The organism is Enterobacter cloacae complex sp. 385G4 (genome assembly GCF_057320665.1).
The window spans coordinates 140,754-162,811 of sequence record NZ_JBXWDD010000003.1; the positions used below are offsets into that span (position 1 = coordinate 140,754).

The 22,058-nt window shown below is 50.8% G+C and carries 20 protein-coding genes, 1 tRNA gene and 1 pseudogene; 14 read left to right on the forward strand and 8 right to left on the reverse strand.

All coding sequences use genetic code 11. The features are described from left to right. Positions 1–205 precede the first annotated feature (205 nt). From AC2FAJ_RS11165 to AC2FAJ_RS11185, 5 genes are all read left to right on the forward strand, one after another. A complete protein-coding gene (locus tag AC2FAJ_RS11165) occupies positions 206–697 on the forward strand; it encodes a YhcH/YjgK/YiaL family protein (protein WP_485454135.1) in 492 nt (163 codons plus the stop codon). Positions 698–894: 197 nt separating this feature from the next. Further along, positions 895–1,803, forward strand: a complete 909-nt coding sequence (yagE, locus tag AC2FAJ_RS11170) for a 2-keto-3-deoxygluconate aldolase (protein ID WP_485454136.1) — start codon at positions 895–897, stop codon at positions 1,801–1,803. Positions 1,804–1,817: 14 nt separating this feature from the next. Next, the gene (gene yagF / locus AC2FAJ_RS11175; RefSeq protein ID WP_485454137.1) at positions 1,818–3,785 is read left to right on the forward strand and encodes a xylonate dehydratase YagF; all 1,968 of its coding nucleotides are present in this window, start codon (positions 1,818–1,820) and stop codon (positions 3,783–3,785) included. A 226-nt stretch (positions 3,786–4,011) separates the two neighbouring features. Further along, a complete protein-coding gene (locus AC2FAJ_RS11180; protein ID WP_485454138.1) occupies positions 4,012–5,394 on the forward strand; it encodes an MFS transporter in 1,383 nt (460 codons plus the stop codon). An 11-nt stretch (positions 5,395–5,405) separates the two neighbouring features. Then, positions 5,406–7,016 carry a glycoside hydrolase family 43 protein gene (locus AC2FAJ_RS11185; RefSeq protein WP_485454139.1) on the forward strand — a complete coding sequence of 537 codons (1,611 nt, stop codon included), beginning with the start codon at positions 5,406–5,408 and terminating at the stop codon, positions 7,014–7,016. Here the strand turns inward: AC2FAJ_RS11185 and xynR are convergent. From xynR to argL, 5 genes and pseudogenes are all read right to left on the reverse strand, one after another. After that, positions 7,001–7,762 carry a DNA-binding transcriptional repressor XynR gene (xynR, locus tag AC2FAJ_RS11190; RefSeq protein ID WP_485454140.1) on the reverse strand — a complete coding sequence of 254 codons (762 nt, stop codon included), beginning with the start codon at positions 7,760–7,762 and terminating at the stop codon, positions 7,001–7,003. The two genes, AC2FAJ_RS11185 and xynR, sit on opposite strands and share 16 nt — an antisense overlap. 208 nt (positions 7,763–7,970) lie before the next feature. Further along, positions 7,971–8,525 (reverse strand): DUF3828 domain-containing protein, encoded by a 555-nt coding sequence (locus AC2FAJ_RS11195; protein WP_485454141.1) that lies wholly within the window; start codon positions 8,523–8,525, stop codon positions 7,971–7,973. Beyond that, a pseudogene (locus tag AC2FAJ_RS11200) lies at positions 8,407–8,769 on the reverse strand (CHAP domain-containing protein). The gene AC2FAJ_RS11195 and the pseudogene AC2FAJ_RS11200 overlap by 119 nt, the downstream one beginning before the upstream one ends. A 712-nt stretch (positions 8,770–9,481) precedes the next feature. Then, positions 9,482–10,486: an ornithine carbamoyltransferase gene (gene argF, locus AC2FAJ_RS11205; protein WP_485454142.1), complete on the reverse strand. Its 1,005-nt coding sequence runs from the start codon at positions 10,484–10,486 to the stop codon at positions 9,482–9,484. Beyond that, complete coding sequence (gene argL, locus AC2FAJ_RS11210) at positions 10,456–10,551, reverse strand: putative translational regulatory protein ArgL (RefSeq protein ID WP_213014347.1); 96 nt, start codon at positions 10,549–10,551, stop codon at positions 10,456–10,458. Before argL ends, argF begins: the two co-directional genes overlap by 31 nt. 99 nt (positions 10,552–10,650) lie before the next feature. Here argL and rraB point away from each other — a divergent pair, with 99 nt between their 5' ends. The 8 genes from rraB (at position 10,651) to AC2FAJ_RS11250 (ending at position 19,313) form a co-directional block, all read left to right on the forward strand. Further along, positions 10,651–11,076, forward strand: coding sequence for a ribonuclease E inhibitor RraB (rraB, locus tag AC2FAJ_RS11215; protein WP_008501374.1), 426 nt, complete (start codon positions 10,651–10,653; stop codon positions 11,074–11,076). A gap of 46 nt (positions 11,077–11,122) precedes the next feature. Further along, entirely contained in the window at positions 11,123–11,881 is a 759-nt protein-coding gene (miaE, locus tag AC2FAJ_RS11220) for a tRNA isopentenyl-2-thiomethyl-A-37 hydroxylase MiaE (RefSeq protein WP_485454143.1), read from the forward strand. Between the two features lie 30 nt (positions 11,882–11,911). Continuing rightward, a complete protein-coding gene (locus tag AC2FAJ_RS11225; RefSeq protein ID WP_485454144.1) occupies positions 11,912–12,634 on the forward strand; it encodes a topoisomerase II in 723 nt (240 codons plus the stop codon). 106 nt (positions 12,635–12,740) lie between these two features. Beyond that, positions 12,741–12,825: transfer RNA gene (locus AC2FAJ_RS11230), tRNA-Leu, on the forward strand. A gap of 317 nt (positions 12,826–13,142) precedes the next feature. Continuing rightward, positions 13,143–14,498: a DNA cytosine methyltransferase gene (locus AC2FAJ_RS11235; RefSeq protein ID WP_407221714.1), complete on the forward strand. Its 1,356-nt coding sequence runs from the start codon at positions 13,143–13,145 to the stop codon at positions 14,496–14,498. 10 nt (positions 14,499–14,508) lie between these two features. Next, complete coding sequence (locus AC2FAJ_RS11240) at positions 14,509–16,077, forward strand: ATP-binding protein (RefSeq protein ID WP_485454145.1); 1,569 nt, start codon at positions 14,509–14,511, stop codon at positions 16,075–16,077. Positions 16,078–16,087: 10 nt separating this feature from the next. Further along, the gene (locus tag AC2FAJ_RS11245) at positions 16,088–18,367 is read left to right on the forward strand and encodes a Z1 domain-containing protein (protein ID WP_407221716.1); all 2,280 of its coding nucleotides are present in this window, start codon (positions 16,088–16,090) and stop codon (positions 18,365–18,367) included. Between the two features lies 1 nt (position 18,368). Continuing rightward, positions 18,369–19,313, forward strand: a complete 945-nt coding sequence (locus AC2FAJ_RS11250) for a PD-(D/E)XK motif protein (RefSeq protein WP_485454146.1) — start codon at positions 18,369–18,371, stop codon at positions 19,311–19,313. Positions 19,314–19,370: 57 nt separating this feature from the next. Here AC2FAJ_RS11250 and AC2FAJ_RS11255 read toward each other — a convergent pair whose 3' ends face one another. Continuing rightward, positions 19,371–20,243 carry a phosphorothioated DNA-binding restriction endonuclease gene (locus tag AC2FAJ_RS11255; protein WP_485454147.1) on the reverse strand — a complete coding sequence of 291 codons (873 nt, stop codon included), beginning with the start codon at positions 20,241–20,243 and terminating at the stop codon, positions 19,371–19,373. 300 nt (positions 20,244–20,543) lie between these two features. Between AC2FAJ_RS11255 and AC2FAJ_RS11260 the strand changes: the two genes are divergently transcribed. After that, a complete protein-coding gene (locus tag AC2FAJ_RS11260; RefSeq protein WP_485454212.1) occupies positions 20,544–21,017 on the forward strand; it encodes a SymE family type I addiction module toxin in 474 nt (157 codons plus the stop codon). 74 nt (positions 21,018–21,091) lie between these two features. Here the strand turns inward: AC2FAJ_RS11260 and AC2FAJ_RS11265 are convergent, their stop codons facing one another. Together AC2FAJ_RS11265 and AC2FAJ_RS11270 are read right to left on the reverse strand one after the other, a co-directional pair. Next, a complete protein-coding gene (locus tag AC2FAJ_RS11265; RefSeq protein ID WP_288789479.1) occupies positions 21,092–21,463 on the reverse strand; it encodes a hypothetical protein in 372 nt (123 codons plus the stop codon). A gap of 115 nt (positions 21,464–21,578) precedes the next feature. Then, a complete protein-coding gene (locus AC2FAJ_RS11270; protein ID WP_485454148.1) occupies positions 21,579–22,058 on the reverse strand; it encodes an Hcp family type VI secretion system effector in 480 nt (159 codons plus the stop codon).

Consider the following 22,058-nt stretch of genomic DNA (forward strand, 5'->3'; position numbering starts at 1 on the left):
GAGGTTAGAACAGCCGTGCGATAAGCGCGGATCGAGGTTATGCATAACCTCTGCATAATTGCCTGGGCAGGGTTAACAGCAAATTAACACCATTCCCGATAAACATGCGCTCGCGCAAACCTCGTCCAAAAAGGGCTGGTATGGCAGCCTGGATTCTCGTATAAAAGATAAAAATGAAACATTGTTTTATATTGAGGGTTGAAACATGATTATTGGAAACATCCACCATCTCCAGTCCTGGCTGACTGACGATCTGCGCCAGGCCATTGAGTACGTAAAAGCCCACGTTACCGACGCCACGCCGCCCGGCAAGCATGACATCAACGGCAACAGCCTGTTTTATCTGGTCTCTGAAGACATGACCCAGCCATTCGCCGAGCGCCGCGCCGAGTATCACGCGCGCTATCTGGATATACAGATCGTGTTAAAGGGGCAGGAAGGGATGACGTTCAGCACCCTGCCGCACGGCACGCCGGACACCGACTGGCTGGCGGATAAAGACATCGCGTTCCTGCCGGAAGGCGAGCAGGAGAAAACCGTGGTGCTGAGCGAAGGGGATTTTGTGGTGTTTTATCCTGGCGAAGTGCATAAGCCGCTGTGCGCGGTGGGGGCACCGGCGCAGGTGCGTAAGGTTGTGGTGAAGATGCTGGTAGAGCAACCCCTCACCCCGCCCCTCTCCCACGGGGAGAGGGTGTAAAAGTTCCCTCTCCCTGTGGGAGAGGGTTAGGGTGAGGGCACCAGACCGCACCTTCGCATAATGTGATCCAGCTTAAACTTCCCGCACTCCCTCCTCATCTCCCATTTACCTCCCCTTTTTCTGCGTCATAGTATGATCGTTAAATTAATGAACGCTGTTCTATAATATAGAACAAAATGATTCAACAAGGAGATCTCATGTCGCAGTCCGCGTTGTTCACGGGAATCATTCCCCCTGTCTCCACAATCTTTACCGCCGACGGCCAGCTCGATAAGCCGGGCACCGCCGCGCTGATCGACGACCTGATCGCCGCGGGCGTTGACGGCCTGTTCTTCCTGGGCAGCGGCGGCGAGTTCTCCCAGCTCAGCGCCGAAGAGCGTAAAACCATTGCCCGATTTGCTATCGATCATGTCGATCGTCGTGTGCCGGTGCTGATCGGCACCGGCGGCACCAATGCCCGGGAAACCATTGAACTCAGCCAGCACGCGCAGCAGGCGGGCGCGGACGGCATCGTGGTGATCAACCCCTACTACTGGAAGGTGTCGGAAGCGAACCTGATCCGCTATTTCGAACAGGTGGCCGACAGCGTCACGCTGCCGGTGATGCTCTATAACTTCCCGGCGCTGACGGGGCAGGATCTGACCCCGGCGCTGGTGAAAACCCTGGCCGATTCGCGCAGCAATATTATCGGGATCAAAGACACCATCGACTCCGTCGCCCACCTGCGCAGCATGATCCTCACCGTTAAAGCCGCTCATCCGCACTTCACCGTGCTGTGCGGCTACGACGATCATCTGTTTAATACCCTGCTGCTCGGCGGCGACGGGGCGATTTCGGCCAGCGGCAACTTTGCTCCGCAGGTGTCGGTGAATCTTCTGAAAGCCTGGCGGGATAAAGACGTGGCGAAAGCGGCTGAGTATCATCAGACCCTGCTGCAAATCCCGCAGATGTATCAGCTGGATACGCCGTTTGTGAACGTCATTAAAGAGGCGATCGTACTTTGTGGTCGTCCTGTCTCCACGCACGTGCTGCCGCCTGCCACGCCGCTGGACGAGCCGCGTAAGGCGCAGCTGAAAACCCTGCTGCAACAGCTCAAGCTCTGCTGAGCCGGACGATAACGATGACCATTGAAAAAATTTTCACCCCACAGGACGATGCGTTTTATGCGGTGATCACCCACGCGGCGGGGCCGCAGGGCGCGCTGCCGCTGACCCCGCAGATGCTGATGGAATCCCCCAGCGGCAACCTGTTCGGCATGACGCAGAACGCCGGGATGGGCTGGGACGCCAACAAGCTGACCGGCAAAGAGGTGCTGATTATCGGTACCCAGGGCGGTATCCGCGCCGGGGACGGACGACCGGTTGCGCTGGGCTACCACACCGGGCACTGGGAAATCGGCATGCAGATGCAGGCGGCGGCGAAGGAGATCACCCGCAACGGCGGGATCCCGTTTGCGGCCTTCGTCAGCGATCCGTGCGACGGGCGCTCGCAGGGCACGTACGGCATGTTCGACTCCCTGCCGTATCGTAACGACGCGGCGATCGTGTTTCGCCGTCTGATCCGCTCTCTGCCCACGCGCCGGGCGGTGATCGGCGTGGCCACCTGCGATAAAGGGCTACCCGCCACCATGATCGCGCTGGCCTCCATGCACGACCTGCCGACCATCCTGGTGCCGGGCGGGGCGACGCTGCCGCCGACCGTGGGGGAAGATGCGGGCAAGGTGCAGACCATCGGCGCGCGCTTTGCCAACCACGAGCTCTCATTGCAGGAGGCCGCCGAGCTCGGCTGTCGCGCCTGCGCGTCGCCGGGCGGTGGCTGCCAGTTCCTCGGCACGGCGGGCACCTCGCAGGTGGTGGCGGAAGCGCTGGGGCTGGCGCTGCCGCACTCCGCGCTGGCACCGTCCGGGCAGGCGGTGTGGCTGGAGATCGCCCGCCAGTCGGCGCGGGCGGTGAGCGAGCTGGATAACCGCGGCATCACCACGCGCGATATCCTCACCGATAAAGCCATCGAAAACGCCATGGTGATCCACGCGGCGTTCGGCGGTTCCACGAACTTACTGCTGCATATCCCGGCCATCGCCCACGCGGCGGGCTGCACTATCCCGGACGTAGAGCACTGGACGCGCCTCAACCGCAGGGTGCCGCGCCTGGTGAGCGTGCTGCCCAACGGCCCGGACTACCACCCGACCGTACGCGCGTTCCTCGCGGGCGGCGTGCCGGAAGTGATGCTCCACCTGCGCGATCTCGGCCTGCTGCATCTGGACGCCATCACCGTCACCGGCCAGACGGTGGGCGAGAACCTCGACTGGTGGCAGACGTCCGAGCGCCGTAAGCGCTTCCGCCAGTGCCTGCGCGAGCAGGACGGCGTGGAGCCGGATGACGTGATCCTGCCGCCGGAGAAAGCCAAAGCGAAAGGGCTGACCTCGACGGTCTGCTTCCCGACGGGCAACATCGCGCCGGAAGGTTCGGTGATCAAGGCCACGGCGATCGACCCGTCGGTGGTGGGTGACGATGGCGTTTACCGCCACACCGGCCGGGTGCGGGTGTTTGTCTCGGAAGCGCAGGCGATCAAGGCCATCAAGCGGGAAGAGATTAAGCAGGGGGATATCATGGTGGTGATAGGCGGCGGCCCGTCCGGCACCGGTATGGAAGAGACCTACCAGCTTACCTCCGCGCTGAAGCATATCTCGTGGGGCAAAACGGTGTCGTTAATCACCGATGCGCGCTTCTCGGGCGTGTCGACGGGCGCCTGCTTCGGCCACGTGTCTCCGGAGGCGCTAGCGGGCGGACCGATTGGCAAGCTGCGCGACAACGACATCATCGAGATTGCCGTCGACCGCCTGACATTAACAGGCAGCGTGAACTTTATCGGCACGGCGGATAACCCGCTGACGCCGGAGGAGGGCGCGCGCGAGCTGGCGCTGCGGCAGACGCACCCGGACCTGCACGCCCACTACTTTTTGCCGGACGATACCCGGCTGTGGGCGGCATTGCAGTCCGTAAGCGGCGGCACCTGGAAAGGCTGTATTTATGACACCGATAAAATTATTGAGGTAATTAACGCCGGTAAAAAAGCGCTCGGTATTTAATTATTTTTCACTCGCTTGTCGTCTACGGAATATATTCCGTGGACGGCTTTTCCGTATCTGTAATTTGTTAATTTAAACAATATGTTGCGATATATCGTTGGCGTCACAAAAGCAAAATAACGTAATTCAGAAATAAGATATGACCATTGCTGGTTAATTGAACAGCTCATTACACTCCATTAACACGATGTTGTAATTCAGCACACTAAATAAGGGTGTAATTCTGATGACGCAATTAACCATGAAAGACAAAATTGGCTACGGGCTGGGTGACACCGCCTGCGGCTTCGTCTGGCAGGCTACCATGTTCCTGCTGGCCTATTTCTACACCGACGTGTTTGGACTCTCCGCGGGCATTATGGGCACGCTGTTTTTAGTCTCCCGCGTGCTCGACGCCGTGACCGACCCGCTGATGGGGCTGCTGGTAGACCGCACCCGCACGCGGCACGGCCAGTTCCGCCCGTTCCTGCTGTGGGGCGCCATCCCGTTTGGCATCGTCTGCATGCTGACCTTCTACACGCCGGACTTCTCCGCGCAGGGCAAAATCATCTACGCCTGCGCGACCTACATTCTCCTGACCCTGGTCTACACCTTCGTTAACGTGCCCTACTGCGCCATGCCCGGCGTCATCACCGCCGACCCGAAAGAGCGCCACGCCCTTCAGTCCTGGCGTTTCTTCCTCGCCGCGGCGGGCTCGCTCGCCATCAGCGGCATCGCGCTGCCGCTGGTCAGCATCATCGGCAAGGGGGATGAGCAGGTGGGCTATTTCGGCGCCATGTGCGTGCTGGGCCTGACCGGCGTGGTGCTGCTCTACGTATGCTTCTTTACCACCAAAGAGCGCTACACCTTTGAGGTGCAGCCGGGCTCGTCGGTGGCGAAAGATCTCAAGCTGCTGCTCGGCAACGGCCAGTGGCGGATCATGTGCGCGTTCAAGATGATGGCGACCTGTTCCAACGTGGTGCGCGGCGGGGCGACGCTCTACTTCGTCAAATACGTGATGGATCACCCGGAGATGGCGACCCAGTTCTTACTCTACGGCAGCCTTGCCACCATGTTCGGTTCGCTCTGCTCCTCCCGCCTGCTGGGCCGTTTCGACCGCGTCACCGCCTTCAAGTGGATCATCGTCGCCTACTCGCTGATCAGCCTGCTGATTTTCATCACCCCGGCGGAGCACATCGCCCTGATTTTCGCCCTCAACATCCTGTTCCTGTTCGTCTTTAACACCACCACGCCGCTGCAGTGGCTGATGGCCTCTGACGTGGTGGATTACGAGGAGAGCCGCAGCGGGCGACGCCTCGACGGGCTGGTGTTCTCCACCTATCTGTTCAGCCTGAAGATTGGCCTGGCAATTGGCGGGGCGGTGGTGGGCTGGATCCTCGCGTACGTCAACTACTCCGCCAGCAGCAGCGTGCAGCCGGTCGAGGTGCTCACCACCATCAAAATTCTGTTCTGCGTGGTGCCGGTGGTGCTCTACGCGGGCATGTTCATCATGCTGTCGTTCTACAAGCTCACCGATGCCCGCGTGGAGGCCATCAGCCAGCAGCTGATCAAGCACCGCGCGGCACAGGGCGAGGCCGTTCCCGACGCCGCGACAGCCGCATCCCATTAACCGGAGGCAATATGGAAATCACCAACCCAATACTCACCGGCTTCAACCCGGACCCGTCTTTGTGCCGTCAGGGCGAGGACTACTACATCGCCACCTCGACCTTCGAGTGGTTCCCCGGCGTGCGCATCTACCACTCCCGCGATCTGAAAAACTGGTCGCTGGTCAGCACGCCGCTGGACCGCGTGTCGATGCTGGACATGAAGGGCAACCCGGACTCCGGCGGCATCTGGGCGCCGTGCCTGAGCTACGCCGACGGCAGGTTCTGGCTGCTCTACACCGACGTGAAGATTGTCGACTCGCCGTGGAAAAACGGCCGCAACTTCCTTGTCACTGCGCCCTCGATTGAGGGGCCGTGGAGCGAGCCGATCCCGATGGGCAACGGCGGGTTTGACCCGTCCCTGTTCCACGACGACGATGGCCGTAAGTACTACCTCTATCGTCCGTGGGGGCCGCGCCACCACAGCAACCCGCACAACACCATCGTGTTGCAGGCGTTTGACCCGCAGACCGGCACGCTCTCGCCGGAGCGCAAAACGCTGTTTACCGGCACGCCGCTCTGCTACACCGAGGGCGCGCACCTGTATCGCCATGCGGGATGGTACTACCTGTTGGTTGCCGAGGGCGGCACCAGCTACGAGCACGCCGTCGTGGTGCTGCGTTCAAAAAATATCGACGGGCCTTACGAGCTGCACCCGGAGGTGACGATGATGACCAGCTGGCACCTGCCGGAGAACCCGCTGCAAAAGAGCGGCCACGGCTCGCTGCTGCAAACCCACACCGGAGAGTGGTATATGGCCTACCTCACCAGCCGCCCGCTGCGCCTGCCAGGCGTGCCGCTGCTGGCCTCCGGCGGGCGCGGCTACTGCCCGCTGGGGCGCGAGACCGGCATCGCGCGCATTGAATGGCGCGACGGCTGGCCGTACGTGGAAGGCGGCAAGCACGCGCAGCTGACCGTGCCCGGCCCGCAGATTGTCGAGCAGCCCGCAGCCGTTCAGCACGGCTGGCGGGACGATTTCGACGGCAGCACGCTTGACCCTGAACTTCAGACCCTGCGCATTCCGTTCGACGACACCCTCGGCTCGCTCACCGCGCGCCCGGGCTACTTACGGCTCTACGGCAACGACTCGCTCAACTCGACCTTCACCCAGTCGACCGTGGCGCGTCGCTGGCAGCACTTCGCTTTCCGCTCCGAAACACGGATGCAGTTCTCGCCGGTCCACTTCCAGCAGAGCGCGGGGCTGACCTGCTACTACAACAGTAAAAACTGGAGCTACTGCTTTGTGGACTACGAGGAGGGGCAGGGGAGAACCATCAAGGTGATCCAGCTCGACCACAACGTGCCGTCGTGGCCGCTGCACGAGCAGCCCATTTCGGTGCCGGAACATGCGGAGAGCGTCTGGCTGCGGGTGGACGTAGATAAGCTGGTCTACCGCTACAGCTACTCGTTCGACGGCGAGACGTGGCACGCCGTGCCGGTGACCTATGAAGCGTGGAAGCTGTCGGATGACTACATCGGAGGGCGCGGCTTCTTTACCGGCGCGTTTGTGGGGCTGCACTGCGAGGACATCAGCGGCGACGGCTGTCACGCAGACTTCGACTACTTCACCTACGAGCCGGTATAGCCCAGGGCGCGTGAGAGCTCGAGCCCGGCCTGCTGAAGCTCCTCGCGGAAGCAGGCCAGCTCGGCGTCGTCCACGCGGGAGGTGAGCGTCGACAGGCTCAGGGCGGCAATCACGCGGGATTCGTGGTTCCACACCGGCACCGCCACGCAGCGCACGCCCTGCTCGTTCTCTTCGCTGTCCAGGGCATAGCCCTGCTCGCGGGTCTGCGTCAGGGCGGTCATAAACGCTTCGCGGGAGGCGAGGGTCGCGGGAGTAAACGTGGTGTAGTGATAGCCCTCCAGCAGGGCGTTCAGCTCGGCCTCGCCCAGCCAGGCAATCAACACCTTGCCGATGGCGGTGGCGTGAACCGGCAGGCGGCGGCCGATGCGCGAATAGGCGATGGCGGCCAGCTTGCCTTCAATCTTCTCGATATAAACCCCTTCACGCCCGTCCAGGATCCCCAGATGGGTGGTCTGTCCGGTCCGCCGGGACAGCTCCGTCAGCCAGCCCTTCGCCTTCTGGCGAATATCGATGGAGCCCACGACAAAATGGCCGCGCTCGACCAGCTTCATGCCGAGGCGATATTTGCCATTCTCCGGGTTCTGATCGATATAGCCGTGAAGCTGGAGGGTTTTCAGCAGCGAGTGGAGGGTACTCTTGCTCAGCCCCATCAGTTTGCTGATGTCGGTGATCTTTAGCTCGGTGGCCTGCTCGTTGAACAGGTCGAGGATCTGCAACGCACGTTCAACAGACTGAATAATCGGCATAATGCTGGCATGTCCACGCTGGAATGAAGGGGAAAACGTACCTTTTTCGGGGTGAAAAATCAATTGAGTAGAGCGGGTTGTGGGAGAAAGGGCATCAGGCCGCATCGTCGCCTGATTTGCCCGGCGGCGCTACGCTTGCACGGGCCTACGGGTTTTGTAGGCCGGGTAAGCGCAGCGCCACCCGGCTACATTATTGTTAGCGGGGGAATCAATTATTATCCCGTGCAGCGACAGACTGAATTTTCCAGATCCCATCTTCTTTAACCATGCAATCAATAACTGTGTGCTGGGTCTTTTTGCCGAACGTGATATTCACGTTTACACAGACCGGGTCTGAATCATACGAATCAATAGCCACATTCTCAGCCCAGTCCTCGCCGATATACTGCGATTTCATAAAAAAATCAGCCTCGTAAAATTCAGCATCGGCATAACGGGGATCGTCTGCATGACGTAATTTTTTCATGGTGCTGGCCGTAACGAACTTATCGATTTCATTTCCCTGTTGGATGGGATAACGATCGTTGTTCACTTGTTTAATGTACCAGCGATTGAATTCAAGGGCGCGCTGCATCGGTATCTGAAAATCTTCGGCCCCCAATGCTGCTGTGCTGAATAACACAATTAAGATGAGCTTATTCATATTAATAATGCCTGTATAAGGTGACGGCTGGCTGGAGTTGGCGATACGTTGGCCCCGGGTACAGTGTTCTCTGTTTAAAATCTGAATACCAGGTTCCAGCGCCATCGTAAATACAGACATGCCCGTACTGATTCGGGCCGGGCAAGGCATCAATCACCGCGATATCCCCCTCTATGGGAGTGCCATAGACTTTTGTGAACCCTGCTTTTTCAAGAGAACGTCAGAAATCCTTAGCGTTTGCCCCTTCGATTTTAAGCCCTCCGGCTCGAATGGCGGCGGCGATTGTGCGAGCGCAATAGTGTCCAGTATGGGTTAGTGCGTGGCTACGGGCGTATGACACAGCTTCATGCTTATTCCATGACATAAATAATCCTTATTAACGAAATGCAGCAATAAGGAAATATTACGCCGATAATATACGGTGTTTTGTAATTGATAATGACCTGATATTAACCATTATCTACTCAGTAAATAATGGTTAATAAAAAGATAAATACCTATTATGGTTAATGCGTATCTGAGAAAGCGTCAGTAAAATGAATTTTTCTGCCTGACGATAACGCTGTTGTCGTTTTTAGGTTTTTCTCCCTCTCCCTGTGGGCTGAGGGATCCCCACAAAATAATACCTGCACGGACAACCCCCTCTCCCTTGAGGGAGAGGGCTGGGGTGAGGGGGAACATACGGGTCTGGTGGTCATTCCGTTCACGTTATGTTCCTTGCTACTCTGTAAGGACATGGCCGGTGAACGTGCCAGGGCGGCTCAATCGCCGCCGCCCTGGCGACCCGGGCTCCCGGCGGTAAATCGCCGCTTCGCGGTGCCTTCGGCTTATTCCTTCCGGCTTGTCGGGGACGGGCGGAGGTAACGTCCCTGTAAAGCCCGCCCTCTCGGCGCATCCATGCGCCTCGCCCCGGCCTACAGGAAACGCCTCAGCGATTTACAGCCGGACCAGGACATCGCTGTAAGTTATTTATTTCCCTAAATAAATTTTCATCGCTTCAGGAAAAAAATTACTGGGGATCCCTCAGCCCTGTGGGAGAGGGCCGGGGTGAGGGCACCAGACCGCAGACGAGCCAATCACTCCCCAAGCGTCGCCACCATCACCGCCTTAATCGTGTGCATCCGGTTTTCCGCCTGGTCGAACACGATGCTCGCCGCCGACTCAAACACCTCGTCCGTCACCTCCATCCCGCCGTGCAGATCGAACTCCTTCGCCATCTGCTTGCCGAGCGTGGTCTGGTCGTCATGGAACGCCGGCAGACAGTGCAGGAACTTCACGTCCGGGTTGCCGGTCAGCGCCATCATCTGCGCGTTCACCTGATACCCGCGCAGCAGCGCGATCCGCTCCGCCCACTTCTCTTTGGCTTCGCCCATCGACACCCACACGTCGGTATAGATAAAGTCCGCGCCCTTCACGCCCGCCGCCACGTCTTCCGTCAGCGTGATTTTGCCGCCGTGCTTCTCCGCCAGCGCGCTGCACTCCGCCACCAGGCTCTCTTCCGGCCAGCAGGCTTTCGGGGCCACCAGGCGCAGATCCAGCCCGGTCAGCGCCGCCGCTTCAAGCATCGAGTTGCCCATGTTGTTGCGCGCATCGCCCGCGTACACCAGCGTCATCTCGTTAAACGTCTTGCCCGGCAGGTGCTCCTGCATGGTCAGCAGGTCCGCCAGCAGCTGCGTCGGGTGGAACTCGTTGGTCAGCCCGTTCCACACCGGCACGCCCGCATACTGCGCCAGCGTTTCGACCACGTCCTGGCCGTGGCCGCGATACTGAATGCCGTCGTACATCCGACCGAGCACCCGAGCGGTATCCTTAATTGACTCTTTATGCCCAATCTGGCTGCCGCTCGGCCCTAAATACGTGACGCGCGCGCCCTGGTCAAATGCGGCAACTTCGAAAGAGCAACGGGTACGGGTCGAGTCTTTTTCGAAGATGAGCGCGATGTTTTTACCGATAAGATTTTGTACTTCCTTGCCCTTTTTTTTATCGGCTTTGAGCTGTGCGGCAAGGGTCAGCAGAGAAGTGAACTGTGCAGGGGTAAAGTCGAGCAATTTCAGAAAGTGTTTCTTGTACAGATCAGACATTTTATCCTCACATGGCGAACGCCACTTATTGAATTAAAATTCACTTTATATGTGTAATTATTCATTTGCAACCCCGTTTCACAAATCTTTCCAACAAAGGTGGAGGCAAACCCGTCCGTGTGTGAAAATAGAAGTATCTGCCGCACTTTAAAGAGGATTGAGCCATGGCAAACCCGGAATTACTGGAAGAGCAACGCGAAGAGACGCGTCTGATTATTGAAGAACTGCTGGAAGACGGTAGCGATCCGGACGCGCTGTACACCATCGAGCACCATTTCTCTGCGGATGATTTCGACGCGCTGGAAAAAATGGCCGTGGAAGCCTTCAAGCTGGGTTACGAAGTGACCGAGCCGGAAGAGCTGGAAGTGGAGGAGGGCGACACCGTCATCTGCTGCGACATCCTGAGCGAAGGCGCGCTGAAGGCGGAGCTGATCGACGCGCAGGTAGAACAGCTGATGAACCTGGCCGAGAAGTTTGACGTGGAGTACGACGGCTGGGGAACCTACTTCGAAGATCCGAACGGTGAAGACGGCGAAGAAGGCGACGACGAAGATTACGTCGACGAAGACGACGACGGCGTGCGTCACTAAGCGTTTCAGGCGGTGGCGTGCGCCACCGCTTTTTCAAGGCAGAACCATGGATTACCCGCAGATACTCGCCCCCGTACTCAACTTCCTCCAGTGCCCGACCCCGCAAGCATGGATTGATAAAGCCCGCGACCCGGCGAACCTGCCGCTGCTGCTCACCGACCACATGGTGTGCGAGCTCAAGGCCGCCCAGACCGCGCTATTACTCGTGCGTAAATACGTCGCCGACGAAAGCGGTGCCGACGCGCTGCTCGACTGGCTCAAGCCCTACGAACAGTTCACCTTCCGCGACGGCCCGGAGCCGGACTTCATCGCCCTGCACAGGCAGATTGGCAAAAGCGTAATGCCCAAAACCGACGACCCGTGGGGCCAGTCGCTCATCGACAGCATGGTGCTGCTGATTAAAGAGGAGCTGCACCACTTCTGGCAGGTGCGCGAGGCGATGCTGGCCCGCGACATTCCGTACGTCAAAATCACCGCCAGCCGCTACGCCAAAGGGATGCTGAAGGAAGTACGCACTCACGAACCGCTGACGCTGATCGACAAGCTCATCTGCGGCGCCTATATCGAAGCCCGCTCCTGCGAACGCTTCGCCGCGCTGGCCCCGTTTCTCGACGACGACCTGCAGAAGTTCTATCTCTCGCTGCTGCGCTCGGAAGCGCGCCATTTTCAGGACTACCTGACGCTGGCTCAGCAGGTGAGCGACGACGATATCTCACCGCGCATAAAGCTTTTTGGCGAAATTGAAGCCACACTTATCTCGACACCGGACAACGAGTTTCGCTTCCACAGCGGCGTGCCGGTGTAAACCGGCACAACTCAAGGATAAGGATGCGAGATGAATAAAACGTGGACCCGTATTGTGATTGTCGTCGTCGCGGCCGCCGCCGTGGCGTTCTGGGTATACTTCGACAGGCAGCGCGCCCCGGAACAGCAGATGAATGCTGCCCTTAACGCGATGCCCGCCTGGCAGGTGATTAAGGAGCAGGAGCCCGCGCTGCATCAGCGCATCCTCGACCAGATGGCCGCCCTGCAAAAAGCGGGCGAGCCGGAGCAGCAGATTATCGACACCATCCAGCCGCAGATCCTGCATCTGCAGATGTCGCGCCTGCAAAACGCTCCGGACGTCAACGTGGTGAACTACATGACCATCAACATGGAGCAGACCGCCGCCATCCAGAAGGTGAGCGACGACGCCTGCTTCCGCTTCCTCTACCCGACGGTGAAGGGCGGCGTGAACCCGATGCGCATGCTGGATAAAGACCTGATGGCGCGGCGCATGCAGGCCGACGCCGACATGATGCGCGCGGCCTACGGCAAAAACCGCCACACCGTGACCCCGGCCGAACGCGAGGCGGCTGTCGAGGATGTCCGACCGATTATGAAGGCGCTTGCCGATAAGTACGGCGAGGACATCCAGCTTTTGCAGATGCCGGAGAAGGCGGCGGGCAAAGAGAAGCTCTCCTGCGATATGGTGCAGGCGATGTGGGCGAAGGTGCTGGCGCTGCCGGAGCAGAAGGCGGCGGGGGGGATTCGGCTGGCGGTGTCTGAGCTGGAGTGACAAAGGGCGCTGGTTTTTTGGGCACTTAGCGCGGGTTTCGCGCGTCGTCGCTTGCATGGCGGCGCGCGACAGGTATAATCCACAACGTTTCCGCATCCCCTTCAGTGCCGAAGTGGCGAAATCGGTAGACGCAGTTGATTCAAAATCAACCGTAGAAATACGTGCCGGTTCGAGTCCGGCCTTCGGCACCAAAAGATGTGATGCTGGACAAAAGAAGCTGCCTTAGGGCGGCTTTTTTGCTTTAGGAAGTGCAAAATAGTATCTTTATTTATATTGAAAAAAATTTCGAACTCCAATAGTAATTTTAGTATCTTTCTCTCTGGTTTTGTGCTACGGCATTGGAGTCTCTGTCTTCGTGGATTGATCATTTTAGTCATAACTTTTGATTTCGACGGAAGTAACAATTTTTTTAACCAAACAAAAGGCTGTATATGCATACAGTGTTAAGTTTTGATAATATGATTAAGATCAACCCCGTCACTACATATCACATTTGAGAAAGAATAACATGGAAAGCAAAAAAACATTTAAATTCATAGACTTATTTGCTGGCTTGGGTGGTTTTCATCTTGCGCTGGCTAAGTTAGGTGGAAATTGCGTTTTTGCTGCTGAATGGAAAGCTAGCTTACAAGATCTTTATTTTCATAATTTCGGATTACGTCCTGAAGGTGATATAACCAAAGTACATGCTGAGGACGTCCCGGAGCATGATGTTTTGACTGCTGGGTTTCCTTGTCAACCATTCTCGAAAGCTGGTGACCAGCTTGGTTTTGAGTGCACTAAACAAGGTGGACTCTTTTTCAATGTTGTTGAAATTTTAGAAAAAAAACGACCTAATTATTTCATATTGGAAAATGTACCAAATTTACTTAAGCACGATGATGGTAAGACTTGGAGTAAAATACAAAAACTCTTGGGGAAAGAAGGGGTTGGATATAATATTAGAGCGACAAAATTATCGCCTCATAATTTTGGCATACCACAAATTCGTGAACGTGTTTACATTGTTGGTTCACTAGAATCTTTAGATAATTTCTCTTGGCCTGAAATAACAAATAAAGAAACCAATATCGAAAGTATTTTAGATGATTGTCCAGAAGACGCAAAAAAATTGAGTCAACAAGTAACCGAATGTTTGGAAGTTTGGAATGATTTTCTAACTGCAGCGCCAAAAAATATTGAACTACCGTCATTTCCCTTATGGTCAATGGAATGGGGTGCTACTTATCCGTTCGAAAAAGAAACCCCCTATGCTAAAAAAATACGTTTAGGCTTAAATGGGCTCAAAGGGTTTAGAGGAAATCATGGAAAAAAAATTGGTTATCTAAAAACTCTAGAGGAACGCTGGAATAATCTTCCGAGTTATGCCAGAACAGAGGAGATTAAATTTCCAAAATGGAAAGTTAACTTTATAAAACAGAATAGAAAATTCTATTCTGAAAATAAGGAATGGATCGATAAATGGATGCCTAAGATATTAAAATTCCCATCTAGCCTTCAGAAGTTAGAGTGGAATGTACATGGAGGTGAACGAAATATTTGGAAATATGTTATCCAATTCAGAGCATCAGGTGTTCGAGTAAAACGCAAAACAACTGCGCCAAGTTTAATTGCAATGACTGATACTCAGGTGCCTATTATTGCTTGGCAGAAAAGATATATGACACCTAATGAGTGCGCTCGTTTGCAAAGTATGGAGGAACTCAAGTCGTTGCCAGCGAGCCCTACACAGGCTTTTCAGGCGTTAGGTAATGCTGTCAATTCAAAGGTTGTAGAGAGTGTTGCAAGAGCGTTACTTTCAGTTCCTGAATGCCCCATAGACAATAAAGAAAATATTATAGTGGTTAATGATCTTTGTGCTTAAGGGAGTAAACATGTTCAAAGAAAAAATTTCCAACTCCGTCGAAATTCGCCCTCAGGTAACTGTTTTATCAGTTCTTCGACATTTGAACTATAAGCCTTGGTTTGCTATCGCCGAATTTATCGATAATTCAATTCAAAGTTATATTGAAAATGAAGATTATTTAAAAAAAATCCATGGTAAAGACTATAAGTTTAATATTAGTATAAATATTGAAACCGCTGCGCCAGGGCGCATAATAATAAAAGATAACGCTGCGGGGATTGCTGCTAAGGATTTTCATCGAGCATTTCGTACAGCACAAGTTCCGAAAAATCGCTCAGGATTATCGGAATTTGGAATGGGAATGAAGAGCGCTGCATGCTGGTTTGCTGAAAAGTGGTCCGTGAGAACGAAAGCAATTAATGAAACAATTGAAAGAACAATTCTTTTTGACGTAAATAAGATAGTGCAACAAAACATTAATTCCTTAGATATTGAATCTAAACCTTCCCAAGAAAATTACCACTATACCACAATCGTACTAAATAGACTGCATCATATTCCTCAAGGACGTACTCTAAAAAAAATAAAAGATCATCTTTCTAGTATATATCGAATGTATTTAAGTGATAACTTTATACATATCACATTTAATGATGAAAAACTTAGTTATGAAAGACCTGCAATTTTAAAAGCACCAAAATATAAATTACCGGGGGTGGTATCGGAAGATAGTACTTCTTATGAATGGAAAAAGGACATATCTTTTTCTCTGGACGATAATGTAACGATAAGTGGTTTCGCTGCGCTGCGAGAAATTGGTTCAACAAATCAAGCTGGTTTTTCTCTTTTCCGCCGTGGACGTTTAATTGTTGGCAGTTGTGATGATGCATATAGGCCAGAATTAATATTTAAGAGAGCTAATAGTTTTCAGTCTCAGAGATTATTTGGTGAACTTCACTTAGAGGGTTTTGAAGTTAGCCATACTAAAGATGGTTTTCGATGGGAGCACTACGAAGATATTTTCCTAACCAAATTGAAAGAATGCTTGGAAACAGGAATGTTAAATTTAATAACACAAGCAGAATATTATCGTTCTTTACCGCCGCGAAAAAAAATCGAAAGTATAGCCATTGAGGCATCTCAAAATGTCGCTCATCATATCGTTAATGTAGTTGAACCTATTTTACAAGATAAAAAAAATAATCCAACTGAACCTGAATTAATAAAAAATACTTTAGAAAAAAGCGAATTTCAAATTTGCGAGCGGAACGTAACTATTCATGATGGTACTTATCTGTGGGATATAACGCTGCGTACCTCTACTGATCCCTCTTGCGAAGATTGGTTAACTATGGCAAGAGACGATTTCAATTCGGAAAAAAGAAATCTAATTATTGATCTTTCTCTCGCTCATCCTTTTTCCGTCAAATTCATTGGTTCAACTAATGAAAATATAGAACTGCTTTTAAGAATCGCTACGGCATGCAGTATTTCCTTGGTATTGACGGAAGAACTTACTGGTGATACGCCAGAATATTTTCTTTCTAACTTAAATTCTTTACTGAGAAGTGACTTAATTAATAGTGCCATTATATAGGAGCAGCAAAATGATATCGATTAAGGTTCTAGAAAAGATAAATCCACCTTTGAAATGGTCTCCGGTAACAGGGGAAGCAACCTTCAGTTTTATTGATAGCAAATCAAATCCTCTAAGTGGGCCAACAATGGAGGAATTGACACAAGGTGAAAATTCGCTTGTTCAAGAGGCGATGAGAATATTAGGTAGATGTTTACCCCCTACTGAATTAGCCGGATCCGAAACTGGTTTAGTAGTTGGTTATGTTCAGAGCGGTAAAACAATGTCCTTTGAAACAGTTATTTCTTTAGCTAAGGATAACAGATATGGGTTAGTTATTTTGTTTGCTGGAACAAAAACAAATCTACAACAACAATCTGAAGAAAGATTAATAAAAGATTTGGAAATAGGTGAAGAAGATTATTGGAGTCATTTTTCTACCTCGCAAAATATTCAGCCTGAACAAGTGATCGGTAAGTTAAACTCATGGAAAAATAATCCATTACAAAAGAAATCCATTATTATAACGGTTCTTAAGCAAGCTATTCATTTACAGAATCTTCATTCTTTATTGAAAAAAATGCCACTAAAAGGCGTGCCGACATTAATAATTGATGATGAAAGTGATCAGGCTAGTTTAAATACTCTAGCATCTAAAATTAGAACTGGAAAAGAAAACTCTAGCGCGAAAAGTACAATTTATGAATGGATTTGCAATGTTCGTAAAGTTATCCCTCATCATTCTTACTTGCAATACACTGCGACACCTCAAGCTTTGTTATTAATGGCTCAGGCAGATTTATTGAATCCAAGTTTTGCTGAAATTGTTACTCCGGGTGCTGCCTATACTGGGGGTAAAGCTTTCTTCAAGGGGAATGGGGAATTATTAGAAAATATTCCACCAAATGAAGTTCCAACAAAAGAAAACGAAATCAAAACAACTCCTAAAAGTTTGATAAAGGCTCTAAAGTTTTTTGTGCTTGTATGTGGACAACATGCAATTTTAAAAAATAACTGTACTGTTAAAGCCGATAGAAAAAAAGATAGAAATAGATCAATGATGGTCCACCCTGCCATGCAAACAAGTTCGCATAAACAATATAAGAGATGGATGGATGCTGCGTTGAGCGCGCTACGACGCCTTATTAGCGATAATTTAAAAAAAGGGAATCTTGCACCTGTTGAGTCATATTTCGCTGCTGAGTATGACTCGCTTTGTAAAACATCGCCGGGTATTAGTAAACTTTCTGAATTAATACATTCTATCTCGGAAAATGTTCTAAATGATCTATATTGTGTAGAGATCAATGGAACTCCTGATGCAGAAAAAAAAGTTAATTGGAAATCCAATCCATATTGGATTTTGGTTGGTGGAGCAAAGCTTGATCGAGGTTATACTGTTGAAGGTCTAGTAACAACTTATATGCCACGCCCTTTAGGAACTTCTCCATCGGCAGATACGCTACAGCAAAGAGCTCGCTTTTTTGGTTATAAAAAGAGTTATCTTGGGCAATGTAGGATTTTTCTACAAGAAGATGTTAAAGAAGCTTTTATCGAATATGTTGAGCATGAGGAATATGTCCGCTCAGTTCTTGTTAAAAATAGAGGTGAACCTCTTAGCAGGTGGCGTCGTGATTTTATTTTAGGTGAAGAACTTAAACCAACTAGAAGTAATGTTATCGGAAGGACTATACAAAGAATAGACATTTCGAGTTGGTTGGTTCCAAAACGTTTACATCGTGATAAAATAGCTATTAAAGAAAACCAAATTTTGTTAGCAAATGTTCGAAAAAAATGGGAAAAGGAATTTTCACCTGCTGTGGACGCAATAACTATATTGCAATCTAGCAAGGTCTCTCATTCGAACTCTGAACTCATAAGCAATGTCCCCTTAAGAACCATTTTGGATGATTTTTTATTAAATATACAAGTGAAAGATCCTCAGGATGCTGAGGAGCATTCTGCAACCCTAATAGCCTTATCTTCCTTCTTGGAGGAGCGGCCAGATTTGAATGTTGACGTCTTTTTAATCAATAAATTACAATCACAATATCGTTCTAGACATGGTAAAACTCCGGAAGAACGTAAGACTTTACATGCGCCTATAAATCAATATTTTAGTAATAGTGCCAATTCTATAAATGATAAATCTTTCAAATCTGAAAACAATATTACTTTGCAGTTACGTACTTTTGATCTTGGTTCAGTAGTAAAAGATCCCTCCTCAGCGGATATAAAAAATGTCGTTTGGTATGCTGTTCACATTCCTGAAGGATTGACAAAAAATATCTTAGTAGAAGGGCGGATATAATATGGATTCTTTATATCATGATTTTCTTTTACTGGATTCTGTAAAAGATAATGGTAAATTTAAATCTATTAAATTAGACAGCTTCAATAGTCAATTTATTTCAAAGACTGAAAGTGGGAGCCCAATTTTTTTGATAAAACAGCAAGATCAACCTCTCTTTCATCCCGATATATCTTTTAGATATTTCAACGTGATGTTTAATGTGAGGTGTATTGTTTATATAAATAAAAGTGAAGAGTTGGAAGATGTTTTTTGTATCATTAAATTTGATTCAGCTAATGCAGAGTTGTTCGAAGTTTTCGTGCGTTGCGTATCAGCAGGTCTTTCACAATTTAAAGGTGCAATGTTAGTAACTGATATAAATCATCTGATTAATTCGCTAATAAAATTATTTCGTTCGAATTCAAAGCCTTCGGAGAACCAACTAATTGGCCTTTGGGGGGAGCTTTTTACAATTAGGAACTCAAAAAACATTCCAGTGGCAGTAAGTTCATGGCATTCGGATAATAAATATATTTATGATTTTGAATTAATGAGTATTAAGTACGAAGTAAAAGCAACTATAGGGGAAAGACGAATCCATAATTTTTCTCTTAGACAGGTTTCTTCTACCGATGAACAGAATGTATTTGTTGTCTCTTATCTACTGCAGAAGATGACCAATGGAACTACAATTTTAGATCTTGCTATTAAAATTGATTCATTACTTCCTGATTCTCAAACAAAAGAAAAATTATGGACGAATATTTTTGATGTTATGGGTAGTGATATTTCTTTATCAACTTCATTAGCTTTTGATGAGACGTATGCTAGAAAAAATGTACTTTATTTTAATTCCAAGAATATCCCTAAACCTATTGTTGAGTGCAAAGCAATTAGTTCAGTCAGATATCAATGCGATCTTTCGGAAATAGAATATATCACTGACGATTCTTGTATATTTTAGTTAATTAAAAGCCTTTACCCTAGTAGGTAAAGGCTTTTAATAATGGAATAGTCCGATTCAATATTCGCTAAATACTTCCCTGCGGTGCCACTCCACAAACCCCGCTCCTGGATAATTCTCTTTCACCACCGGCAACGTAATCTGCTTCCCTGCAAAATCCCAGAACAACCGCCCAACAATCCCACTTCCATTCACCGCCTCGGACACCAGCACCCGCATACTCTCATCCAGCCCAATTGACCCCTTATCAAACGCCTTATGATGAATCGCACACAGTGCCAGTCCGTTCGGGATCTCACACGGTCCGCCAAACTGCTTCCACTTGATATGCGCGGCTTCAAGTCCAACAGAGGCGTTATCATGCCGCATGTTGAATCCGCAGATTGCGCACTCATAGTTATAAGCACGTAGCACCTGCTGCCGGAACAGCGGATCGCGAACCTTACGAATCTGCTGGATATCAAAACCCATCTCATCCGCGATCTCTTCCTGAATGCTTTCAGGAAAGTGCGCTTCAAGGATCTGCTGCGCCAGCGAGCCGATCAGTTTTTGGTTCATAATCAGAAGCGCAAAGTGCTCTTCATCAAACCCGCCTGCGACGTTATGTTCCACAAGTTCTTTAACAGGCGGTTGCTTACTGCCAGTGGTCGAACAGAACTCAGTGTTCTTCAGATCCCAAAATCCGTCCCTCTTGAGCCGCCAGAAGGGCATATTTGGGTAATGCGCCTTCCGCTGTGGGCCAAAGCGTTCTAACAGGCTAAGCAGCTGCTCGTGGACCTCAGTTCCGTAATCAAACAGTCTCACATGCCCCTGCTGATAGTTCGCCAGCACGTACAAAAGCAATAAAGGCTTATGCGGCGCACGCTGTTCGCCTTTGCGCCAGATTGTGATATCGGCAATTGCCTGTTCGAGAGTTTTGCTGGAAGCCATCGCGTTACGGAAGAGAGTAAATAATTGCGATGATGCTCGCAAAACCCAGACCAATCAACCCGCAATCAACAAAATCATGACCTTAACGCACAGAACTCTATTTCCTGAATCCCCCTCGCAAATTCCAAATTTCCCCCACCCAAAACCGCTGTATTTATATTCAGCCTTGTATAATGAGCACCAGAAATTACGCCAATCGGCAAAGGAAGTATCAAAGAGAATTTAACGAAGAATTCGCGATATGAAGGTGCTGCAACACCCCCATACCGCTAACCACCAACAACTACGGAGAAGTTGAAAATGGCTGCGACGAATTTTAAGCCAGAGTTTACTGTTTGCAAAACAGAATCAGACGCTTTCACCGGCATGATTGAAAACCGCGAGCTGGTACGCAAAAACAGCGCCCGCCGTCTGCACGGCAACCCGCCCAACGCGGCGCCCGTCCACCCCCGCGCGGAAACGCCGCAGGACAGTGCCGCTTGCTGCGAACTTTATTCCCGCATAGATATGAAATATCTTCTTTTGGGCGGCGACTGGTTAACCCGTGCTGGCTTTATTAACGGCATGCCGGTAAAAATCCGCGCCATGAAAGACTGCATTGTCATTACGCCCCAGCATACAAGAGAATTATGGGGATGCCTGGAAGGGATGAGCGTGGTGAATATCAATAAACAGAAAGTCGCACAGTGGCTGAAGACCTTTCCGGGAGCGCTGAATGATACCGGTGATATACCGACTGTTAAGCGTGGAACAGGGCAGGCGATATTGGAGTAACTGTGCTTCCCATCCAATGTAATCCGTGAAGCAATAAAACGGGCATGTCATCCCATGCCCGTTGTAAGTAAAAATCACTCGTGCTTTACCTGCTCTTTCACAGCCTTAACCAGCACAGCGTGAAGTTCGCCGACGGTTAAATCGCGTATAACAGGTTCGGGTATGCCACGTACCCAGCGGATAAATCGACAGATGCCAAAAAAGTCTATACCTTCACCTGTAAACAGATACTCATTCTCTGCGAGAGAGAACGTTTTCATATAGCCATCTTCTTCCGTGGCAAGCTGAACGCCAAAAGCTTCTTCGCAGTTTTCCAGTAGGTCTTCGCCATCCATACCGCAAATATGCAAATCGGCCTCAATCAACGTATTGCTATCGATAGGTTTACGATGCTCACCTGAGGAGTTTCGAACAACCTCAATGACTTGAGAGAGTGTGGGTTCCATCATGATGCTCTCCTTTAATGCGGTGGAAATCATCGCCAGTGCTTCCCGGCGGCGTTCCGCTTGGTCGGACCGACAAGCACAACGTTACCCCGGCCCGAGAAATTTTAAAGTCGGTTCAGGCGATCGCCATATGATTCCAGGCATCTCTGTAAACTATATTCCCGTCACAGTGTTTCCAGGTGATTGCCTCATATCTTAGCTCGATTGTCTCTGTATGCGTTCCTGTTCCAGAACCCGGGAACAGATTGGGCGTAATCCCCGTGATTTTTACATTCTCCAGGATAATGTTGAAATATTCTCTCTCGATTCCTGCATCATCAATTTGATACATTTTTATCGTAGCCGATTTTAGCGTTTGGTTTTCACACAGTGCCCTGATAAGAACCGGAGTTGTTTTATCAAACTCTTTCTGAACAGCAATCGGTGTATGTACGCGGGTACCTGTTAGTCGGCCTGTATGTCCACTCACAGGAATGGTGAGGTGATGAGCGACTGCCTTTAATTCAATAGCACCTAACCGACCGGACACCATGGAACCTCCTGTGACGGGTGAGCCATTAGCATCGGTTAACCATAGATATGCTGGATTTGACAT